Origin of the sequence: Leuconostoc aquikimchii (assembly GCF_040838325.1) — a bacterium.
Taxonomy (GTDB): Bacteria; Bacillota; Bacilli; order Lactobacillales; family Lactobacillaceae; genus Leuconostoc; species Leuconostoc aquikimchii.
The window spans coordinates 659,067-679,280 of record NZ_JBFPER010000001.1 but is presented as its reverse complement, the minus strand read 5'-3'; the positions used below and the strand labels follow the sequence as shown (position 1 = coordinate 679,280).

At 38.2% G+C, this 20,214-nt stretch carries 16 protein-coding genes and 1 CRISPR repeat array; all 16 genes read right to left on the bottom strand.

From position 1 onward, the window contains the following. Positions 1-3 precede the first annotated feature (3 nt). A complete protein-coding gene (locus AB3K24_RS03390) occupies positions 4-648 on the bottom strand; it encodes a thiamine diphosphokinase (protein ID WP_367973800.1) in 645 nt (214 codons plus the stop codon). Then, positions 648-1,304: a ribulose-phosphate 3-epimerase gene (gene rpe, locus AB3K24_RS03385; RefSeq protein WP_367973799.1), complete on the bottom strand. Its 657-nt coding sequence runs from the start codon at positions 1,302-1,304 to the stop codon at positions 648-650. Before rpe ends, AB3K24_RS03390 begins: the two co-directional genes overlap by 1 nt. A 17-nt stretch (positions 1,305-1,321) precedes the next feature. Continuing rightward, positions 1,322-2,227: a ribosome small subunit-dependent GTPase A gene (gene rsgA, locus AB3K24_RS03380; protein ID WP_367973798.1), complete on the bottom strand. Its 906-nt coding sequence runs from the start codon at positions 2,225-2,227 to the stop codon at positions 1,322-1,324. Between the two features lie 46 nt (positions 2,228-2,273). Next, complete coding sequence (pknB, locus tag AB3K24_RS03375; protein ID WP_367973797.1) at positions 2,274-4,178, bottom strand: Stk1 family PASTA domain-containing Ser/Thr kinase; 1,905 nt, start codon at positions 4,176-4,178, stop codon at positions 2,274-2,276. A gap of 2 nt (positions 4,179-4,180) precedes the next feature. Then, the gene (locus AB3K24_RS03370; RefSeq protein ID WP_367973796.1) at positions 4,181-4,927 is read right to left on the bottom strand and encodes a protein phosphatase 2C domain-containing protein; all 747 of its coding nucleotides are present in this window, start codon (positions 4,925-4,927) and stop codon (positions 4,181-4,183) included. A gap of 104 nt (positions 4,928-5,031) precedes the next feature. Next, positions 5,032-6,393, bottom strand: a complete 1,362-nt coding sequence (gene rsmB / locus AB3K24_RS03365; RefSeq protein ID WP_367973795.1) for a 16S rRNA (cytosine(967)-C(5))-methyltransferase RsmB — start codon at positions 6,391-6,393, stop codon at positions 5,032-5,034. Further along, positions 6,386-7,354 (bottom strand): methionyl-tRNA formyltransferase, encoded by a 969-nt coding sequence (gene fmt / locus AB3K24_RS03360; RefSeq protein ID WP_367973794.1) that lies wholly within the window; start codon positions 7,352-7,354, stop codon positions 6,386-6,388. The genes rsmB and fmt overlap by 8 nt, the downstream gene beginning before the upstream one ends. Positions 7,355-7,527: 173 nt before the next feature. Next, positions 7,528-9,942 carry a primosomal protein N' gene (priA, locus tag AB3K24_RS03355; RefSeq protein WP_367973793.1) on the bottom strand — a complete coding sequence of 805 codons (2,415 nt, stop codon included), beginning with the start codon at positions 9,940-9,942 and terminating at the stop codon, positions 7,528-7,530. 165 nt (positions 9,943-10,107) lie between these two features. Next, positions 10,108-10,692, bottom strand: a complete 585-nt coding sequence (gene yihA / locus AB3K24_RS03350; RefSeq protein WP_367973792.1) for a ribosome biogenesis GTP-binding protein YihA/YsxC — start codon at positions 10,690-10,692, stop codon at positions 10,108-10,110. Beyond that, positions 10,692-11,948 carry an ATP-dependent Clp protease ATP-binding subunit ClpX gene (clpX, locus tag AB3K24_RS03345; protein WP_367973791.1) on the bottom strand — a complete coding sequence of 419 codons (1,257 nt, stop codon included), beginning with the start codon at positions 11,946-11,948 and terminating at the stop codon, positions 10,692-10,694. Before clpX ends, yihA begins: the two co-directional genes overlap by 1 nt. A 200-nt stretch (positions 11,949-12,148) precedes the next feature. Next, positions 12,149-13,444 carry a trigger factor gene (tig, locus tag AB3K24_RS03340; RefSeq protein ID WP_367973790.1) on the bottom strand — a complete coding sequence of 432 codons (1,296 nt, stop codon included), beginning with the start codon at positions 13,442-13,444 and terminating at the stop codon, positions 12,149-12,151. A 222-nt stretch (positions 13,445-13,666) separates the two neighbouring features. Continuing rightward, entirely contained in the window at positions 13,667-16,225 is a 2,559-nt protein-coding gene (locus tag AB3K24_RS03335; RefSeq protein WP_367973789.1) for a peptidoglycan amidohydrolase family protein, read from the bottom strand. A gap of 132 nt (positions 16,226-16,357) precedes the next feature. Then, positions 16,358-16,771, bottom strand: coding sequence for a hypothetical protein (locus AB3K24_RS03330; RefSeq protein WP_367973788.1), 414 nt, complete (start codon positions 16,769-16,771; stop codon positions 16,358-16,360). A 148-nt stretch (positions 16,772-16,919) separates the two neighbouring features. Beyond that, positions 16,920-18,209: direct repeats of the CRISPR family, unit length 36 nt; unit sequence GGTTTGAACCTCATTGATCTGACACACATCTGAAGC. A 20-nt stretch (positions 18,210-18,229) separates the two neighbouring features. After that, positions 18,230-18,904 (bottom strand): type II-A CRISPR-associated protein Csn2, encoded by a 675-nt coding sequence (csn2, locus tag AB3K24_RS03325; RefSeq protein ID WP_367973787.1) that lies wholly within the window; start codon positions 18,902-18,904, stop codon positions 18,230-18,232. Further along, positions 18,901-19,206: a CRISPR-associated endonuclease Cas2 gene (gene cas2, locus AB3K24_RS03320; protein ID WP_367973786.1), complete on the bottom strand. Its 306-nt coding sequence runs from the start codon at positions 19,204-19,206 to the stop codon at positions 18,901-18,903. The genes csn2 and cas2 overlap by 4 nt, the downstream gene beginning before the upstream one ends. 11 nt (positions 19,207-19,217) lie before the next feature. Beyond that, positions 19,218-20,090: a type II CRISPR-associated endonuclease Cas1 gene (gene cas1, locus AB3K24_RS03315; RefSeq protein WP_367973785.1), complete on the bottom strand. Its 873-nt coding sequence runs from the start codon at positions 20,088-20,090 to the stop codon at positions 19,218-19,220. Between the last annotated feature and the right edge of the window lie 124 nt (positions 20,091-20,214).

Below are 20,214 nucleotides of genomic sequence, written 5' to 3'. Positions count from 1 at the left end.
ATATTACGCTTTATCTCTTGTTTGCGTAACCATAATAATGCCGGCATCAAAACTCACATGTACCACGTCATTTAAAAATTCATTCGATGACCACATTTTGTTAACATTATTTGTTAATGTTAAAGGATATTTTGCATCAATTATCTTAAAATTAGAAACTGTTGTCAGTGGCATAAACCCAAGATATTTTGTACCTGGTACTTTATTAACTGTTTTTAAACCCGCTGTTAAATAACTGACAATATTCATATCATCAATGAACTTTGTTTTTTCAATAATTTTTTCAAACACCGGATCGGCTAACAACCATAAATTACTTAATAGATGATCCAATCGGCCACCCGTTGCGCCAAATATATTAATCTCATCTGGATTTTGTGCTTGCGCATACATTAAAGCAAGTTCTGTATCAGTTTCATCTTTTTCAGCCTTAACATGTATCACTTCGTTTGTTTTCAAATGTGATTCTAATATTTGCAACTCATCTGGAGCCAGTGAATCAAAATCTCCCACAGCCAGCGACATCGGTACATGATGCTCATATAATCGCCAAGCACCGCGATCGGCACCAATCCATAGCCCTGGTGTATCAAATAAGTCGCTTGACCACAACGCCGTTGGCCCACCTGCCAAAATATTAATTTGCATTATTTTGTCAAGTCTTTCAGAATAGCAATTTTAGCCGCTGGATCTATTTTATCATAGACATATGACCCTGCAACAAAAACATTTGCACCTGCTTCAAAAGCAGCTGAAATTGTTTCATTATTCACGCCACCATCAATTTCAATATCAAAATCATAACCCAACTCATCACGAATAGCTTTCAGTTGCGCAATCTTTTCAATAGCAGATGGTAAAAACTTTTGTCCACCAAAACCAGGATTAACAGTCATCACAAGTACTTGATCAACCATATCCAATACAGACTCAATTGCCAACACGGGTGTTCCTGGATTTATGACAACTTCCGCTTTAACACCTTTGTTCTTAATCATTTGTAGTGCACGATGAATATGTGGCGTTGCCTCAACGTGCACACCAATGATATCGGCCCCAGCATCAGCAAAGTCATCAACAATTTTTTCCGGATGGACAACCATTAAATGCACATCCAAAATCATATCTGTTTCTGGACGCAACTGTTTAACCCAATTTGGACCATAAGAAATTGATGGGACAAAACTGCCATCCATCACATCGATATGCAAATACTCAGCACCAGCCGCTTCTACAAGCCTTACGTCACGCTCTAAATTCGTATAATCTGCGCTCAATATAGATGGTGCAATAATTCCTGCCATGTTACTTTTCCTTCTTCCTAAATGTTTCGGTTATCTGTATTATATCTTGGCTTTTGCGACTTAATCAAATCGTAGAAGGCCTTATAACTATTATACCGTGATTGTGCTATTGTGCCTATTTTTACGCTTTCCTTTACAGCACATCCTGGTTCATTGAGATGTAAACAGCCACGAAAACGGCAGTTCTGACGTGCAACCACAAACTCAGGAAAAAAATCATCTAGCGTCTCAGCTGAAAAATCAAAGACTTCATAAGACGAAAATCCTGGTGTATCTGCAATCAAAGCATCGTCAACATGAATCAGCGTCACCTGACGCGTTGTGTGTTTACCGCGGCTTAGTGCTTTTGAGACAATACCAGTCTCAAGCCCCAACTCAGGCGACAATTGGTTCAAGAGTGTTGATTTTCCGGCACCAGTCTGTCCCATAAATACAGCAACTTTGCCGCGTAATTCAGATCGCAGTTCCAAAAAATCATCATGCGTGCTGTTTGAGAGAGGTAATATTATTTTATAGCCAATAGTCAAATAACGTTCCGCTATTTTTGTTGCTTCTATATATTCAGATTCAGTTAATAAATCTGATTTTGTTAAATAAATTAATGGTGTAACATGAGCTGCTTCTAATGCAACTAATTGTCTATCTAGCAGATTTGGTGCAAAATCTGGTTCCTTCAGCGCGGTTACAATGACTGCCACATCAATATTAGCAATTAGAGGCCGTACAAGGAAATTTTCTCTTGGATGAATTTTCCAAATCAGACCTTCATCGTTCTCACTCTCAAAGTCAACAAAATCGCCAACAAGTGGTTTTTGTCCTGATTTTCTGAATTCGCCTCGTGCTCGTGTGCGCTGCACCTCACCGTTTGAAATTTGTATATCATAATAACCACTTAATGATCGAATAATGCGTCCTGTTTTCATAATTTTATTATAACAAAAAAGTCGATTATAATCGACTTGTATCTGTTTAATCACTATTTTTGCTACTTGATTCACTACTTGATGAACTGCTTGACGATGAACTCGAACTACTTGAAGAAGAGGAGCCAGACGAACTTGAACTACTAGACGACGCACTCGATGATTCTTGCGGCCCCTGTGAGATAGTGACAAGTAATACCATATCTTTAGTAATACTTGACCCACCACGAATAGACTGGCTGATTACATGGTCTTTTTTAGTGTTACCATCATATTGCGTATTAAAATTAACGACAATGTCATGTTCACTTGCCCAACTTTGTACTTGTTCCTGTGTGCTTTTCACAGTGAAATCCGGTACATTAATTCTCTCTGCACCAGTTGAAACGGTGAATTGAACATCTGTTGCAGTAGGATCAACGCGATTATTAGCATCAACCGATTGTAAAATGATTCTACCTTCGGATACACTATCAGAAGGACTGTCTTTTCTAATAACAGAATACCCTTGTGCACGGAGTTGTGCCGCAGTTACATCATAGTCCGAGCCAACATAATCGCCAAAACGTACTTTTGCGCGTCCAGAAGACATAATTAAGTTAACACTATCTCCTTTTTTAGCTTCTGACCCACTACTTTGCGTTGAACGTACAACATGATCCTTAGTAATTATTTTTGACGGTGTTGAACTAACTGTTCCGACAACTAAACCTGCTTTTTTAATTTTCGCTGTTGCTTGATCTTGTGTTAAATTAACAACATTTGGTACAACCGCTTTACTTGACTGGTAATTTAAAAACACAATAGCAACGATAGCAATTAAGACAATACTCAACAGAGCCCAAGGCCATTTAGGTGGCTTACGAAATTTAATACCATTTCCTCGCAAAACACTACGGACATAATTGGGCTCCCGATCAACAATATGGGCAATATCTTTAACAGAATAACCCTTTTTACCATGTGATATAATCACATCTTTTATTGAGGGTTCTTCTGGTACGTCATCTGGAAAAATTTTGTCTGATGATACACCAGTCTTTAATTGATCTTGAATTTGCGCCATGGGAATAATTCGTGTCTCATCAATAGTATCAGATATTGGCGCAAATCGCATTTCATCTGAACGTCTTGGTGATAATGCTGTATTCAAATCTTCAGACATCGCAGCAGCACTTAAATAACGATCCTGCGGTCTTTTGGCAGTTGCCCTGAGAATAACATTTTCTAGCGCTTGCGGAATACGTGGATCAAAATCACGAACAGATGGCATATCCTCAGTCGTATGCTTCATTGCAACCGCAACCGGTGTATCCCCTTCATAAGGCACTTGTTTTGTAAGCATCTCATAAAGCATGACCCCAAGCGCATAAATATCTGATTTGGCTGATGCCAGACCACCACGCGTTTGTTCAGGAGATAAATAATGGACTGAACCGATAACAGTATTTGTTTGCGTCATATCTTGCACCGATTTTGTAATAGCAATGCCAAAGTCAGTAATTTTAACCTGACCTTGGTCATCAATTAAAATATTCTGCGGCTTTAAATCGCGATGTATGATATCAGCATCATGTGCCTCTTGCACTGCACTTAAAACTTGTGTCATGATATCGACCACTTGTTGATAGGGAATCGGGAAATGTTCGGCAATGTAGGATTTCAAGTCGTTACCTGCGACATATTCCATCACCAAATACTGTGTTCCTTCGTATTCACCGGTATCATATACTTGAACAATATTATCATGCACTAATTCTGTCGCAGAAACAGCTTCACGTTGAAAGCGTTTTGCTAATTCGGCATCATTTTTCATATCCAATCGCATCATTTTAAAGGTGACATCGCGATCCAAAAATTCATCATGCGCCAAATAAACATTGGCCATGCCACCCCCACCAAGCGATTTGATAATTTTATAACGATTGTCTATCACTGTATCTGGTAACATAATTATTTTGTATCCTCTTCGTTGTTACGACTCACCAATAGTGCCGTCACATTGTCTGACGCACCGTTGCGGTTAGCGGACCGAATCAATTCGTGTGCACGCAAATCTAAAGTAGTTTTAGCTGTCATAATTTTCTTGATTGTTGTTTTATTTAACACTTTAGTAATGCCATCAGATGTTAAAAATAGCATATCATCTTCGGAAAAAGCATGCTGCTTAATTTCAATATCTGCATGCCTATCCACCCCTAAAAATCGTGTCACACTATTTGCATTTGGCACATTTTCCGCCTGTGCTTGACTGACGGTACCAGTCCGCACAAGCTCATTTTTCAGATTGTGATCAAATGATATTTGATTTAAATTATCTTGATGCAATAAAAATGCCTTAGAATCACCTAAATTACCAATAATTACCTGTTCCTCAAACAAAACAGCCACTACAAGTGTCGTAGCCATTGTTTTTAAATCATCAAATCGTTTTCCCGCCTCTAAGATAACATCATTTTCAAAAATGACTGTTTCTTTTAACCAAGTAATTGACGGGTTGATTGTTTCAATTGTTGTCTTTTCCCAAGCGTAACCAAAATGTTCCACAGCCATAGCGCTAGCGACTTCACCGCCTTCAGTGGAAGTAACACCATCAGCTACCACGACCATCACGCAACCTTTTTGATTAGTAAATGCACCAACGTAATCTTGATTTTCAACACGTTTGGCGCCGGAATCTGTATAAAATGCAATCTGCATAGGTTTATTTTATCTTCTATAAACGGACTATTCAAGGCTTTCTAATAAATAACTAGAAAGTCTTATCTCACGTTATATATTTTCACTTTACTTTTTACGATAGATTATGCACTCGTAGTTGCTGTTTTCTTTTGAAATGTTGCCACAAAAAAGCCATCTGTTTGATAATCATTCGGGTAAACATGTAACACTTTTTCTTGACGATTTGGCTTTAAATTTTTTGATGTTTGTGTTGGTACAAGTTCAAAATCAGCATGTTTTGCTAAGAACTTTGCGACGACATCATCGTTTTCTTGGCGTAAAATCGTGCAAGTACTGTAAACAATCATACCATTATCAGCAACATTTTGACTAACTGAATCTAATATTTCAAACTGCAAATGTGCTAAATTATCGACATCTTTTAAAGTTTTATCGTAACGAATTTCTGGTTTGCGTCGTAGCAAACCAAAGCCAGAGCACGGTGCATCAACTAAAATACGGTCAAATTTTTGATCGATTTCTGTTGGTACTTTACGTGCATCTAACACACGCGTATTTATTTTTTCTGACACGTGTAATCGTTCAGCATGACTCTTAATTAATTTGATCTTATGTTCATGAATGTCTAATGCTGTAATCATCGCATCTTCAGCAATATATTGTGCAATTTGCGTTGTCTTACCACCGGGAGCTGCCGCCGCATCAAGAATCGTTTTAACATCCTCTGTCAAGTGCATGCTTTCAACCGGTAACATCGCACTCTCATCTTGTATGGTCAATAAACCATCATGGAAAGCTTTAGAACTTGCCACATGACCACCAGAAACAACATAAGCATGATCAGCGACATGTGATTTAACAAAGGTAAAGTTTTCAGCTATTAATGCTTGCTCAACTTCCTCATCCGTTGCTAATACCGTATTCACACGAACAGACTGTTGTGGTGCATCATTAATGGTTTCAATCATAGCACGTGTTGCTTGTTCACCATTTTGTCTGACTAATTCTTCAATTAACCAAATTGGTAGGCTTTTTTCAATAGATAAACGCTGAATCGAATCTTCAATTTTAGCAGTATCTTGTAAGCCTTGACGCCCGATATTATGTAAAATAGCCGTCACGTATTTTCCGGTACCTACGTGGCCCAATATTTTGGCAACTTCAATCGACTCATTAAAGATAGCATGCTCTGGTATCTTATCCAAAAACTTCATCTGGAAGATAGCCGTATACAGTAATTCACGCACCCAAGCATCAATCTTTTTGTCACCAATAAACGGTAGCAACCAATACTCAAAAGTCATTCGGTGTTGAATAACGCCATATACAAGCGTTGTTAATAAACGCTTATCAGCCTCACCTAAATGATGTTGTTTAATGACTTGATTAAGTTGTAAATTAGAATAGGCACCATTTTTAATTTTTGCTAAAGTTTGTACCGCTAGTACACGGGGGTTATCACTATAAACACGTTTGTCACTCATTAATTGGCTCCTCTGCCCATAAATATCCAGCTTGTAACTGGCTACCGGCTCCGTTTAGATAGGCAGCAACTGCCATCTCGGATTTACCAGCTGGTTGTAATCTATCAATACTAACAACTGTCTGATCAGCTGCCGCAATTTTTAGTTGTTTCTTTGTACTTTCAACAACATGTCCAGCAACTTGGTCAGTTGTTTCATCTAATGGCGTTACTTTTGTGAGTTTCACACGCTGCCCAGCAACTTGAACGTAGGCTGGGTGCGTTGGATATAGACCACGAACGTGCCAGTCGATTTTTTGTGCTGTCTCCGTTGCAAAATTTAAATTTTGCATGTGGTGCGGAATATTAGGTGAAAATGATACATCATCATCATTTTGTTTGACCGGCGAGATATCACCGATAGCGATTTTGGGTAAAGTTGCCAGTAATAAATCACGCCCAACCAAACTTAATTTATCAAACATTGTCCCAACGTTATCTTGCTTCGTTATCGGTACTTTTACAACGTCGATGACATCGCCTGCATCCATTTTTTTAACCATATACATGATGGAAACACCTGTCTCTGTGTCACCATTCATAATCGCATAATGAACTGGTGCCCCACCACGATATTTTGGCAACAACGATGCATGCGTATTGACAGCAGCTATTTTAGCCGCTTCTAACAACTTAGTAGGCAAAAATTGGCCAAAAGCCGCAGTGACAATAAAATCGGGATTCAATGTGATAATTTGTTGCATCTCGTCTGATCCGCTAATTTTTTCAGGTTGTAATACAGGCAATTCATGTGCCAATGCCGTAAGTTTAACTGGACTAGGTGTCAAAATATGTTTGCGTCCTTGAGGTCTATCAGGTTGCGTAACAACAGCCTTTACATCATATTGATCATCAGCAATTAATGCTTCTAAAATAGGAACCGCAAATTGCGGCGTTCCCATGAGTACAACAGAATATGTCATGATAGATCAGGCCTCTTTTCTATAATTAAATGATGAATTGATTATATTTAGTTCGTTCAACGACACTAATTTTTTAGTGATTACAAATCATATACCTGTAATCACTAAAAAATACTCGCACTACGAGTATTTTGCTTCTTTCTATTATAGCATAGAATATTGTCATACATTTGTCACATAAAAGAAACAGGGTCACGATCGATAATTAATCGCAAATCGTTTTTGGCTTTTTGCGCGCGATTTTGTAATTCTGACAACAAATCATCCAATTCATGCGGGTGCTTAAATTTTAAAATAATTTGAAAATAATATCGATTACGCAATTTTGCAATTGGCTTTGGTGATGGTCCTAAAATAATAACCTGTTCGTCAACGCGGGCTCGTAGCCATCGCGCAACTTGTATCATCTGCTTTGCAGTTTCATTTTCCGTTACATGGCTCGCTTGAATTTGGACAGTATAGTAATATGGTGCATAATTTCCTGCATGTCTAACTGCCATTTCTTGTTTATAAAACCCCTCATAATCATGGTTTTTTGCGTAAGCAATAGCATAATGTTTAGGGTTAAATGTCTGGACCAATACTTCCCCAGGCTTTTTCCCCCGCCCAGCACGACCGCTGACTTGTGTTAACAATTGGAAAGTGCGTTCACTTGCATGAAAATCCGGTAAACCTAATGATGTATCAGCGTTTAAAACACCGACTAACGTGACATCCGGAAAATCAAGTCCTTTCGCAATCATTTGCGTTCCAAGCAAAATATCAGCCTCGTGATTCCCAAATTTTTGCAGCATTTTGTCCATACTCCCTTTTTTACGTGTTGTATCTTGATCCATACGGATAACACGTGCTTCTGGAAATAACATTGCCAATTCTGTTTCAACTTTTTCAGTTCCTGTACCATAATAACGAATTCTTTTTGAACCACAATTAGCACAGATTGTTGGAATGGGTTCTTCATGTCCACAGTAATGGCATTTTAGCGTGTGGGAATCCATATGTAATGTCATTGCCAAGTTACAATCTGGATCTCGCGGCACAAAACCACAGTCACGACACATGACAAAACTAGAATAGCCACGCCGATTCAACATTAATACGGACTGTTCCCCCCGATTAAGACGATCTTGCAATTTATTTTTTAGCTGATCAGAAAAATTTGTTTCTGGTCCATCCGCTAATGTTGCTTTCATATCAATCACTTCAACAAGTGGTAGCTTAGCCCCCCCGGCACGTTGCGTCAAACGCAATAATTCATAAACACCACGTTGTGCACGCGCACGACTTTCCAATGATGGCGTTGCTGAACCCAATATGACCGGAATTTGATAATATTTACCACGCCAAAGCGCAACATCTCGCGCATTATAACGTGGATTATCTGTTTGTTTGTAAGTTGTTTCATGCTCTTCATCAACAATAATTAACCCGATATGAGATAGCGGTGCAAAAACTGCTGATCTTGCACCAACAACTATTTTGACATCCCCTCGCTCAATCCGACGCCATTCATCATAACGCTCCCCATCAGACAAACCAGAGTGTAACACAGCTGTTTGAGTGCCAAAACGTGATTTCACGCGACGAACCATTTGCGGTGTTAACGCGATTTCTGGCACTAAAAATAAGACTGTTTTCCCTTGGTCAAACACATGCTGAGCTGCTTGTAAATAAACTTCTGTTTTACCTGAACCTGTAATACCTGCCAACAAAAAAGGTTGATACTTTTGCGCATCAGCGCTTGCCACAATTTGATTTAACGCATTTTGCTGTTCGTCATTGAGCGTTAAAGCCATCGTTGGTTTGATAGTAATCATTGAAAATGGATCACGTAACTGTTCTACCCGTGTTTTTTTTAGCCACTTCTTACTGACACCTTGATTGAGTGTCGCAGCGCTGACATTTATAATTTCTTGCAATGACTTTTTAACCCACGTTTCACCTAAGTGACCCATAACAAACGTTAACAATTCAAGTTGCTTTTTTGCTGCTCCCAAATCATGGTATTCATTTTCCAAAAATTCAATATCATTGTTAACTTGATAGGCTAACTGCGTTTTAACTTTTGCACGACTCGATACATTGACCGATACTTCAATTTTGTGATTGCGACGCAATTTAGTTAACGTATCAATATCCAAATCGTTTAATTCGCGCGCTTGATAAACAATTTCATCTAGTCCTTTAAAAATACGATCACGTACATCAGCGTCAACGTCGTCAATAATTTTCAAAATGCGTTCATAACTTGCTCTTAAAGCATTGGGTAGCATCGTTTGCAAAATAGAAATACGAAACGCAAAAGTTTCATCAGCTAAATAATCTGACAATTGGAGTAATTCTGCATTCAAAACCGGTGTCAAATCTAATAGGTTGGTAATATAACGCAACTTATTCGTCTCTAAATCCGTCGTTGCTTGTAATGCTACAACAAAACCCATCACATGTCGATGACCAAATGGCACATCAACACGCATGCCAATTTGTAGTGTCTCACACATAGATTCTGGTACAACATACGTGTACGGCTGATTCGTTTGCATCGTTGGTACATCAACGATGATTTGTGCATACTGTAATTTTGTCATACTCTTATTGTATCAAATCTGTCAATAGCATGAACTGATGACGCAAAGCATCAGACTTATTACCTGTTGAACTTATCATATGCCTAACCACCATCTTCTATAAAATTAATTTTGTCATATACCGCTTGTACTAAAAAAGAGTCGGAAATACCGACTCTTCTCTGCTTACATGTGCGCTTCAATCCATTCCCAAACTTGGTCTTTACCATACTTTGTTTCAGATGAAAAAAATTGAAACTCACTGTCATCTTCATCAAAGCCAAGGGTCTGCTTAATATTTGATGCGTATTTATTAAACTTACTTTTTGAAATTTTATCTGACTTTGTTGCAACAATCAAAATCGGAATATTATAATAATGTAACCATTCATACATCGAGACATCATCCTCAGTTGGCTCGTGACGTGCATCTACTAAACTGACAATCCCACGTAATTGTTTACGTGACGTGATATATTCTTCGATCATACGACCAAATTCTTCACGCTGTTTTTTAGAAACTTTGGCATACCCATAACCAGGTACGTCCACAAAATACAACTTATCTTCAACATTATAGAAATTTAGTGTTTGTGTTTTTCCTGGTTGTGATGATGTTCTTGCAAAATTCTTACGTTGAATCAGCGTATTAGTTAATGATGATTTACCAACATTTGAGCGACCAACTAACGCAATTTCTGGTTTGCCATCTGTAGGATATTGGGCCGCTGAAACTGCACTCATTACCATGTCAACATTGTGTACATCCATTATTTCACCTTTTTTAACTGTAGTTCTGGCTGTTCACCAGCAACAACACTGGCCTTGGTGATAATAACTTTTGCTACATCATCACGACTTGGAATGTCATACATTACATTTTTCATAGTCAATTCAATAATTGACCGTAAACCTCTTGCACCAGTATGCCGTTTTATTGCCAACTCAGCCATTGCTTCTAAAGCATCCGGTTGAAATTCTAATATCACATCATCCAACCCAAGCAAAGCTGTATACTGCTTAATCAACGCATTTTTAGGCTCAGTTAAGATACGCGTCAAGTCATCTATTTTCAACTCATCTAATACAGTTACGATTGGTAGACGGCCAATAAATTCAGGAATTAACCCGAACTTAGTCATATCTTCTGGTTGCACATGCTCAAGAATATTTTCAGAATCTAAAGCTGCGGCATTTTCATTGGCATCAGATCCAAATCCAATAACTCGCTCACCTAAGCGTTCCTTAATAATTGTATCAATCCCAGCAAAAGCACCACCAACAATGAATAAAATGTTAGTCGTATCTACTTGAATCAACTCTTGTTGTGGATGCTTTCGACCACCCTGTGGTGGCACACTGGCAATTGTGCCTTCTAACATTTTTAGAAGTGCTTGTTGGACACCTTCACCAGAAACATCACGTGTAATTGAGACGTTTTCAGATTTTTTAGCAATTTTATCAATTTCATCAACGTAAATAATACCATGCTGTGCCGCTTCAATATCGAAATTAGCTGCTTGCAATAATTTTAATACAATATTTTCAACATCTTCGCCAACATAACCAGCTTCTGTTAATGTCGTAGCATCGGCTATAGCGAAAGGTACATCTAAAATGCGCGCTAGGCTTTGTGCCAAATATGTTTTACCCGAACCGGTAGGCCCAATCAAAGCAATGTTGGATTTCTGTAATTCAACGTCGGTCGTCGGCGTATAGTTTTCATTAATACGTTTGTAATGGTTATAAACTGCCACTGCAAGGGTCTTTTTTGCATCTTCTTGTCCAATCACATAATCGTTTAATTCTTCAACAATTTCATGTGGTGTGGGCAATGCTAGTGATACGGGCTTTGTTGCTGCTTGATCCACTGTTAATTCCTCTTCCATAATATTTTTAGCTAACGCAACGCATTCATTACAAATATAAATGCCGCTTGGTCCAGCAACAATTTTTTGTACTTCACTCGCAGATTTACCACAAAAACTGCAATAAATTTCTTCTTCAAAATCTGGTGTCTGCGCCATATTATTATCCTTTAAATTTTATTTAAATCATGTCATTTTATCAATTTTAAATACTATTCTATTCTAACAGATTACACAACAATTTTAAGTGCAAATTTTTTATTGGTTCGTACGCGCAAATATCATAAAGCTACCATTCAAATTTGTCACTGATCCTAAGTGATTAAAAAAAAGCCTAACGGCTTTTTCTAAAACTACTTTTACTTTGCTTTTGCAGAGTCAGTAACTGTCTTAATTACTTCACGCATTGCAATATCATGCTTCAACAATGAATCTGACAAGTTTGCACGCACTTGCGCAGCTTCCATCTTGTATTGTGTTGCCAAGTTAGTTACTTCTTCATTAATTTGATCTTCACTTGGGTCAATAGCTTCTGCCTTAACAATTGCTTCAAGGACTAAGTTAGTCTTAACACGAGTTTCTGCACCTTCTTCAAATTGCTTATGCAAATCATCTTCAGTTTGACCTGAAATTTGGAAGAACATCTCACGTGAAATACCTTGTTGTTGTAGTTGTGCCAAATATTGATCAATTTGACGGTGAACATCTTCATCAATCATTGCTTCCGGAATTGTATCTCCATCGATTGATGCATTATCAACTGCTTTTGTGATGACTGCATCTTCAAAAGCTGCTTGTGCTGCCTCTGCTTTATCTTCAGTTAACTTCTTAGCTGTCTTTTCTTTCAATTCAGCTAAAGTCTCAACTTCTTCGTCAACATCCTTGGCAAATTCATCATCAATTTCAGGTAATTCCTTACGCTTCAATTCATGAATTTTAACTTCAAACAAGGCTTCCTTATTAGCAAGGTCTGCTGCTTGATAGTCTTCAGGGAATGTCACAGTAACCTTAACATCTTCACCTGCTGAATGACCAACTAATTGTTCCTCGAATCCAGGAATAAATTGACCTGAACCTAATTCCAATGAGAAATCGTCAGCTTGGCCACCATCAAAATGATCACCGGCAACTGAGCCATCAAAATCAATAATAACTGTATCGCCGTCTTCAGCCTTAACTGAGGCTTCTTGCAAAACCAGCTCAGCTTGACCATCTTGCAAATGCTTGATTTCTGCTTCAACATCATCATCTGTTACTTCTGTATCAGCTGCTTCAACTTCAAGGTTCAAGTATTCACCCAATTTCACTTCAGGTGCAGTTGTGATTTCAGCCTTCATTGTCCAGTCTTCACCCTTATTCATTGATACGGGTTCGATATTAGGACGTCCTACTGGTGTCACACCGGCTTCATCAACAGCCGCTTCATATGCAGCTGGCAAAACAATATCCATTGTTTGTTGATACAAAGCTTCTTCCCCAAATTTTGAGAAAAAGAGTGCTTTAGTTACTTTCCCCTTACGAAATCCAGGGATAGAAACTTCATTTTTATTCTGTTGGAAAGCCTTTTCTAGACCTGCTTCAACTTGTGCGCGTGAAATTTCAAATTCTAATGTGCCTTGGTTCTTTTGATCCGCAGCTATTGTCCAGTTAGACATTGTAAGTCCTCCAAATGTTTTAAATACCTTTTAATTTTATCTTAAATGCGACTAAATCACAACCAGTTTGTCTTATTTGTTAAAAACTAATTAATATATTAGTATTAAGATGCCAATTATGACATTGTTTAAGGCTAATTTAAATCCCGGTACTGCAATAGACAAACCCCCTCAAGTTAGATTTTTTCTACTCAAAGGGGTTTGTTCAATTTGCACTTTTTATTATTGCGCTAGACGATAAACATAATAATAGGGATAACCATTCTTAGCAGCATATTGATTGTATTGTACTTCTTGAACAGCAGTGCCTTTTTGTCCTTGCGTGATGTAACATGTTGAAATGAATAATGGATTATCTGCATTATTCGTGATAATACCAATGTGACCAGCTGCCCCGTCACTATGACCTTGTTGCCCCCAGATAACAATATCACCACGCTTTGATAACCAACCATCACGATCATTGTTAGCAAGGAGCTGATAGAGATTGCTTTTCAAGTAATCATGAATAGCTTCGGTATTGTATAACCATGTGTATGGTGTGCCGCCAGCGTCACGAATGGCTTGTACAACAGAACCTGAACAATCAGCCGTCCCATCTGTTCCATTACGAGAGCCAGACATTGAATAAGTCAACTTACCTTTGCGACTTTGGAACCAATCAATTAATTTATTCGTGTCAACTTTAAAGTCAACCTTGTTTTCTTGTAAATCTTGTTCAAGTACATTTTTTATAACAGTGCCATTGTTGAGCTCAATCGTGTACTGCCAATTTGACTGTAAATGTTGTTCAGATGTTACAGCGATTATTTTAACATTTTGTCCAACATAGTTTTTCAAATTATGGTTACCATTAACTGATTGGTCAGCATTACTGGTAATATATACGCTAGCATTCTTTGCATATTTAGCAGCCGCAGGATTTTTAGGCTTGATTGCATCAGAATCACCGTCTTTGTTGAAATGATAAATTTTATCACCAAGCGTCACTGATTGATTGCGCACTTGCTTGAAGTCAGTCCCATAATATTCAATCCCTGTTGGACTATATTGGCGCAGACCTTTAAATGCGTCACCATTAGCTTTCATGTAATAATATGTGTTACCCGTACGCACATAGCTATTCCGGATTTGTTTGTGATTAGCGTCATAATACTCCATATTGGCGCCATACTGACGTACACCCGTCATTGCGTAACCCTTTGCATCAAAGAACATCAGTGAACCATTTAGCCAAGCGTAATTGTTGCGCACTTGTTTGTAGTTATCACCATAATATTCAAGTTTACCGTTGATTGTACGTGTGCGCTTAATTGCATCACCGTCACCATTGAAATAGTACGTTGCGCCATTAGCCGTGGCATAGTTATTACGCACTTGTTTGAAATCAGAACCGTAATACTCAATACCTGTCTTACTATACTGGCGCAGACCCTTAAAAGCGTCGCCATTAGCTTTCAAATAATAATACGTGTTTCCGGTACGAATATAACTATTTCGAACCTGCTTATGGTTAGCATCATAGTATTCCATGTTCGAGCCATAATGACGCACACCTGTCATCGCATGACCATTGCCATCAAAGAACATCAATGCCCCATTTAACCAGGTGTAATTATGACGTACTTGAACATAATTAGCACCGTAAAATTCTAACTGACCATTGACTTTTCGCGCGCCTTTGAACGCGTCACCATTACCAGTCAAGTAATATCTTGTCCCACCTATTGTCGCATAGTTATTACGGATTTGCTTGAAGTCAGAACCATAAACTTCCACACCACCGCTATAGTGTCTCACACCAGTTAACGCGTGTCCGTCAGCTGTATCAAAAAACATCAGAGCGCCATTAGCCCAAACATATCCGTACGTCATTTGACCAGAATTGACATCATAAAATACCGTTTTATGTGCAAGTGTCGTCAGACCTTTTGATTGCACACCATTACTGGCAAAATGATACCAATGCCCACCAATTTTCTTTTCACCAACAACAGACAGGCCATTAACATAGTACTTGGTTGCACCATTTTCGTTTGACCATCCATCTTTATGTACAGGTTTATTCGTGTATCGTTGTAAATCTTGTTCCAATACTTTGGCTATAACAACACCATTATCCAAAGTAACTTGATAATAGAAATTTGATGACAACTGGTGGAACCGCGTGACCTTGGTGATCGTACCACCAATGCCGCGATAGGCCGTAATATTTTTAGCGTCACCGTCTCGCGTAGCGTCTTTTTTAATTTCAACGCGATTATTGATGCTAAATGCACTTATTTTGTCAAAAGAAACAACACCTTGCTCTAAGATGTTAGACACAACAACACCATTATCTAACGTAATATCATATACATAGTCTGAATTTGCATGTTTTGACGCTGTAACCTTTGTCACAACACCTGATTGGTTACCATAACTTTGAAGTTGTGTACCGTTGGACGTTTTTGCTGAAGCGGTCAATGCGATGACAGAACCAATTTTAAATTTGGCCTGAGGTATTTGAATCGCCCGTGTTGACGGCGTTGCATTAGTACTAGCGTTTTGTGTTGGCTCATCTGTTGCAACTGAATGTTGTGATTCTATCGTTGAACTTGACGCCTTAGTACTGGGCACTTGTGATGCAACACTCGAACTTGTTGCCATTGTACTTGACACTTGTGTCGATACACGCGCTGTATTTTCAGCAGCATTAACCGTGGACATGGTGCCCAAGACACCTCCAATAATTATTGTTGAAACGAGTAGTTCTTTGACTCGCAATTTTTTATTTACCAAAACAGGAAAATCTCCCTTTCTCCATCACACGTTTGACGTGATTATTTATAACATAATATATCATACCATAATTGTTATTCGCTTAAACTTATTTTTTGATAAATATAAAACATAAAAAAGCGCCTAAGCGCTTTAATTTTTTGCTGTGGGATGCGTGTAAGGTAGGTAAATTGACCCATCGGTGTAAATATATCCGATGATTGTTTCGTGGTCCCGCGCCCATATGGTTGCAGTAGCTGCTTGCTGTGATGTGGTTACCTTGAGTCCCCAAGCGTCTAACTGAGTTAATTTGTTGTCTCGCGACATTTGCATACGTGATGCAAGATAGATGATGTTATCAAAATCAACTGACTTGTCAGCGTTATTACCGTTAGTTGTCATTGCCCCGTATTGCCCTTCGTTTGGTAGGGGTTGGGTCTCTAGTGATTGAACATGTTCCGCATCTGTTTGTGTCGATCGTGCTGCTGACTCGATTGATTGCGTTACTTCAGAATTTTCGCTGCCTGCAGCTTTAGTTGGTGGGTCTTGGCTGGTTGGCTTGTTCAAGACGTAAACGCCATAGCCGGACTAAAGTTAATACCGCGAAAGTTGTAACTCATATTGTTGAGATTTTCATGAGTGTACCCCTTGATTGCTTTTTGTTAAGACATTTAACATCTGAAGCAAGAAAAGAACAACACATATTATCAAAATTGGTTTGAACTTCATTGATCTGACACACATCTGAAGCAGAGGTTACGAGAGTATGACCGCAACAAGTGGTTTGAACCTCATTGATCTGACACACATCTGAAGCTCTAGAAATGGTTTAGATTCATCGCCCGTTGGTTTGAACCTCATTGATCTGACACACATCTGAAGCTCAAACGCAAACATGTATACTAATGGGATTGGTTTGAACCTCATTGATCTGACACACATCTGAAGCGTATTCAACGGCAGTAAGAACGCAGCACATGGTTTGAACCTCATTGATCTGACACACATCTGAAGCATGCGCCATCGTCACCACTCATCAAGCGTGGGTTTGAACCTCATTGATCTGACACACATCTGAAGCAGTATTCTATGCAAATCGTCTTGAGTCATGGGTTTGAACCTCATTGATCTGACACACATCTGAAGCATTAAAGAACCAGAAACAGCAATCAAAATAGGTTTGAACCTCATTGATCTGACACACATCTGAAGCGAAAGTTAGCTAATTCTGATTGAGACAGATGGTTTGAACCTCATTGATCTGACACACATCTGAAGCTTGTCAATGTACTTCTTCTTTAGCCAATGTGGTTTGAACCTCATTGATCTGACACACATCTGAAGCTGTCGTTCTCCTAATCGCTTAATACAATAAGGTTTGAACCTCATTGATCTGACACACATCTGAAGCCGTGCCTTTGTCAACATATACAGAATATGAGGTTTGAACCTCATTGATCTGACACACATCTGAAGCAGGGGATGTATTCAGACACGATAGAATATGGGTTTGAACCTCATTGATCTGACACACATCTGAAGCCTGAACGCGCTGTTGCCATTCCGGCACTAGGGTTTGAACCTCATTGATCTGACACACATCTGAAGCACAATATCGACGATGGTTCTGGTACGACAAGGTTTGAACCTCATTGATCTGACACACATCTGAAGCTTCTTATTTTTCTTCAAAAGCGATATTTTTGGTTTGAACCTCATTGATCTGACACACATCTGAAGCACAAAGAATTAAGTAAGAAATTCATGTCGTGGTTTGAACCTCATTGATCTGACACACATCTGAAGCATTAAAGTATACACTGCGGAAGGCTTTAAAGGTTTGAACCTCATTGATCTGACACACATCTGAAGCATCATTTAGGGGTTTATCATATCCACCCATGGTTTGAACCTCATTGATCTGACACACATCTGAAGCATATGCGTATCAGGTTGCGACTCCTTTATTGGTTTGAACCTCATTGATCTGACACACATCTGAAGCAGACCGCCTGTTCGCATTGGTTAGTCAGCACCAATGCGAACGAAATCTTCATCAATGAAAATTTCTGAAGACGAACCCTGTTTAGTCATAACAGGATTTTGTGTCAAATTAAGAGAAATCAAACATAAATTCATTGTCTTCGCTAGATTATTCAGATAGTCAATCTGATCAATCGACAACAACAAATAGATATTGGTAAAAACGATTAAACGTTGCTCTGAAAACTCACCAGCAACGTTCACTACATCTTCTATTTTACCAAATCCAGAGCTGTTTGTCAGCGTTTCTATCTTAATTTTTTTCTCATTTATTAGTTCAACAATATTAAATTCTGTTTGAAAATAGAAAGGTAAATTATTCTCTAATATAATATTTTCTAGTACGTGATTTAATTCAGCATTGATTTTATAAAACGTTTCTAATGCTTGGTCATCTGCATAATTTTTAATCGTATTAACAATACTTTTTTGATATAACTTATTCACATCGAGTTGCGCACCTATATCACCAATAAACATAACAGCCTTATTAACATCGACAATGTGGCCATCTTGGCCTAATGTTACGTCTTCACTAGTCTCTTTCAATCCTGTACTTAATTGCCAATATAGTTTATGATTAGCGATAGAAATCATAGTCAATCCTGAAGTTACCTGTATGGGACTATTTGGAAAACATACAATTGAATAAGTCATATGACAACCATCTTTTCATCTGAATTTCTGACATCATCACTAGGTGTACCAGATAGAAATTTCATCATCGTATACTGTTTTTCTGTCACAATTAAAGATTGTACTAAGCCATCAACTGGTGTAATCGTCTGAATACGATTTTCTAACAGTGTTGCCGCTTGACGATTAGTTGTTACACGTACATAAACAGACTCTTGAATCATCAAAAAGCCTTCGTTAATCAAACTTTTTCGAAAATGACGATAATTTCGTCGATCAGCGTCAGTCAAAGTTGGTAAATCAAAGAAAATCATCACTCTCATTATACGATACCTCAAATTTCAAACCGCCATTCTGGTAATTTTAAACCATTATTTAAATAGTTTATTGCATCACGTACTAAAATAGTGATTGCATTAGTCACTAACATTTGTTGCCCATTGATTTCAATAACTTGGTTAACAACATCTACCAAAGCCAATTTGATATCTAAGTTTAGCGCCGTTTCATGTTCATATTTTTTTGCGACTGCATCAATCAACGGTCGAAACGGCTCCATTAAGTCAGAAGCCAAATTATAATCATTCTGTGCGCCATTATGATGAATACCCAACTCTGACAAATAACCTTGTAATACAATTTCTCTGGCAACTGCAGCCATCAAAATTTGATAACCATAATCTAACATCGCATTAATGATTCCTGATTCATGTCTCACAAATTCATTGCCAAATAGTCGATTAAAGTGCATTCTCGCAGCTACTGCTTCTCGATTAGTTTCATCGCCAACTTCAATACCAGCAATTAAGGCTTGAAATTTTTCTTTGTCTGCCGTCTGATAAGAAAAAAGCACCTGCATCTGATTTTCAATTTTACGTTTGACGATTTCGCTCCACAACAAATTTTTTCTCTGCGTCGACCAAACAATTTGTTGACTAATATTACGATTATGCTTACCGTTCGTATGATACTGATTAATTTCACCAATGGGCTGTCCATTGATATCTGAAAAAATAATTTTAATATTCCTTTTGATTGTTTCGGCAATCACATAAGCTGTGACAACTGCCTGCGTGGTCGTAATCAAAATAATTTGAATGTCTTCCATGGGTATTTGAAACGTTTTTTCAGACGTTTGGACTACTAAATGATTCATTTTGTAGTTCAGTTTACTATGTTTTGTTATCACGACTGTCCGCCATGCCATGTTGTATCCTCCGGTTATTTATGATAAAATGATATTTAAGGAATTAGTCATTCCTTAGAGGTTGAACCTCATTGATCTGATACACAATATTGAAGTAACGCAAGGCTTTATGCCAAGCTTAATT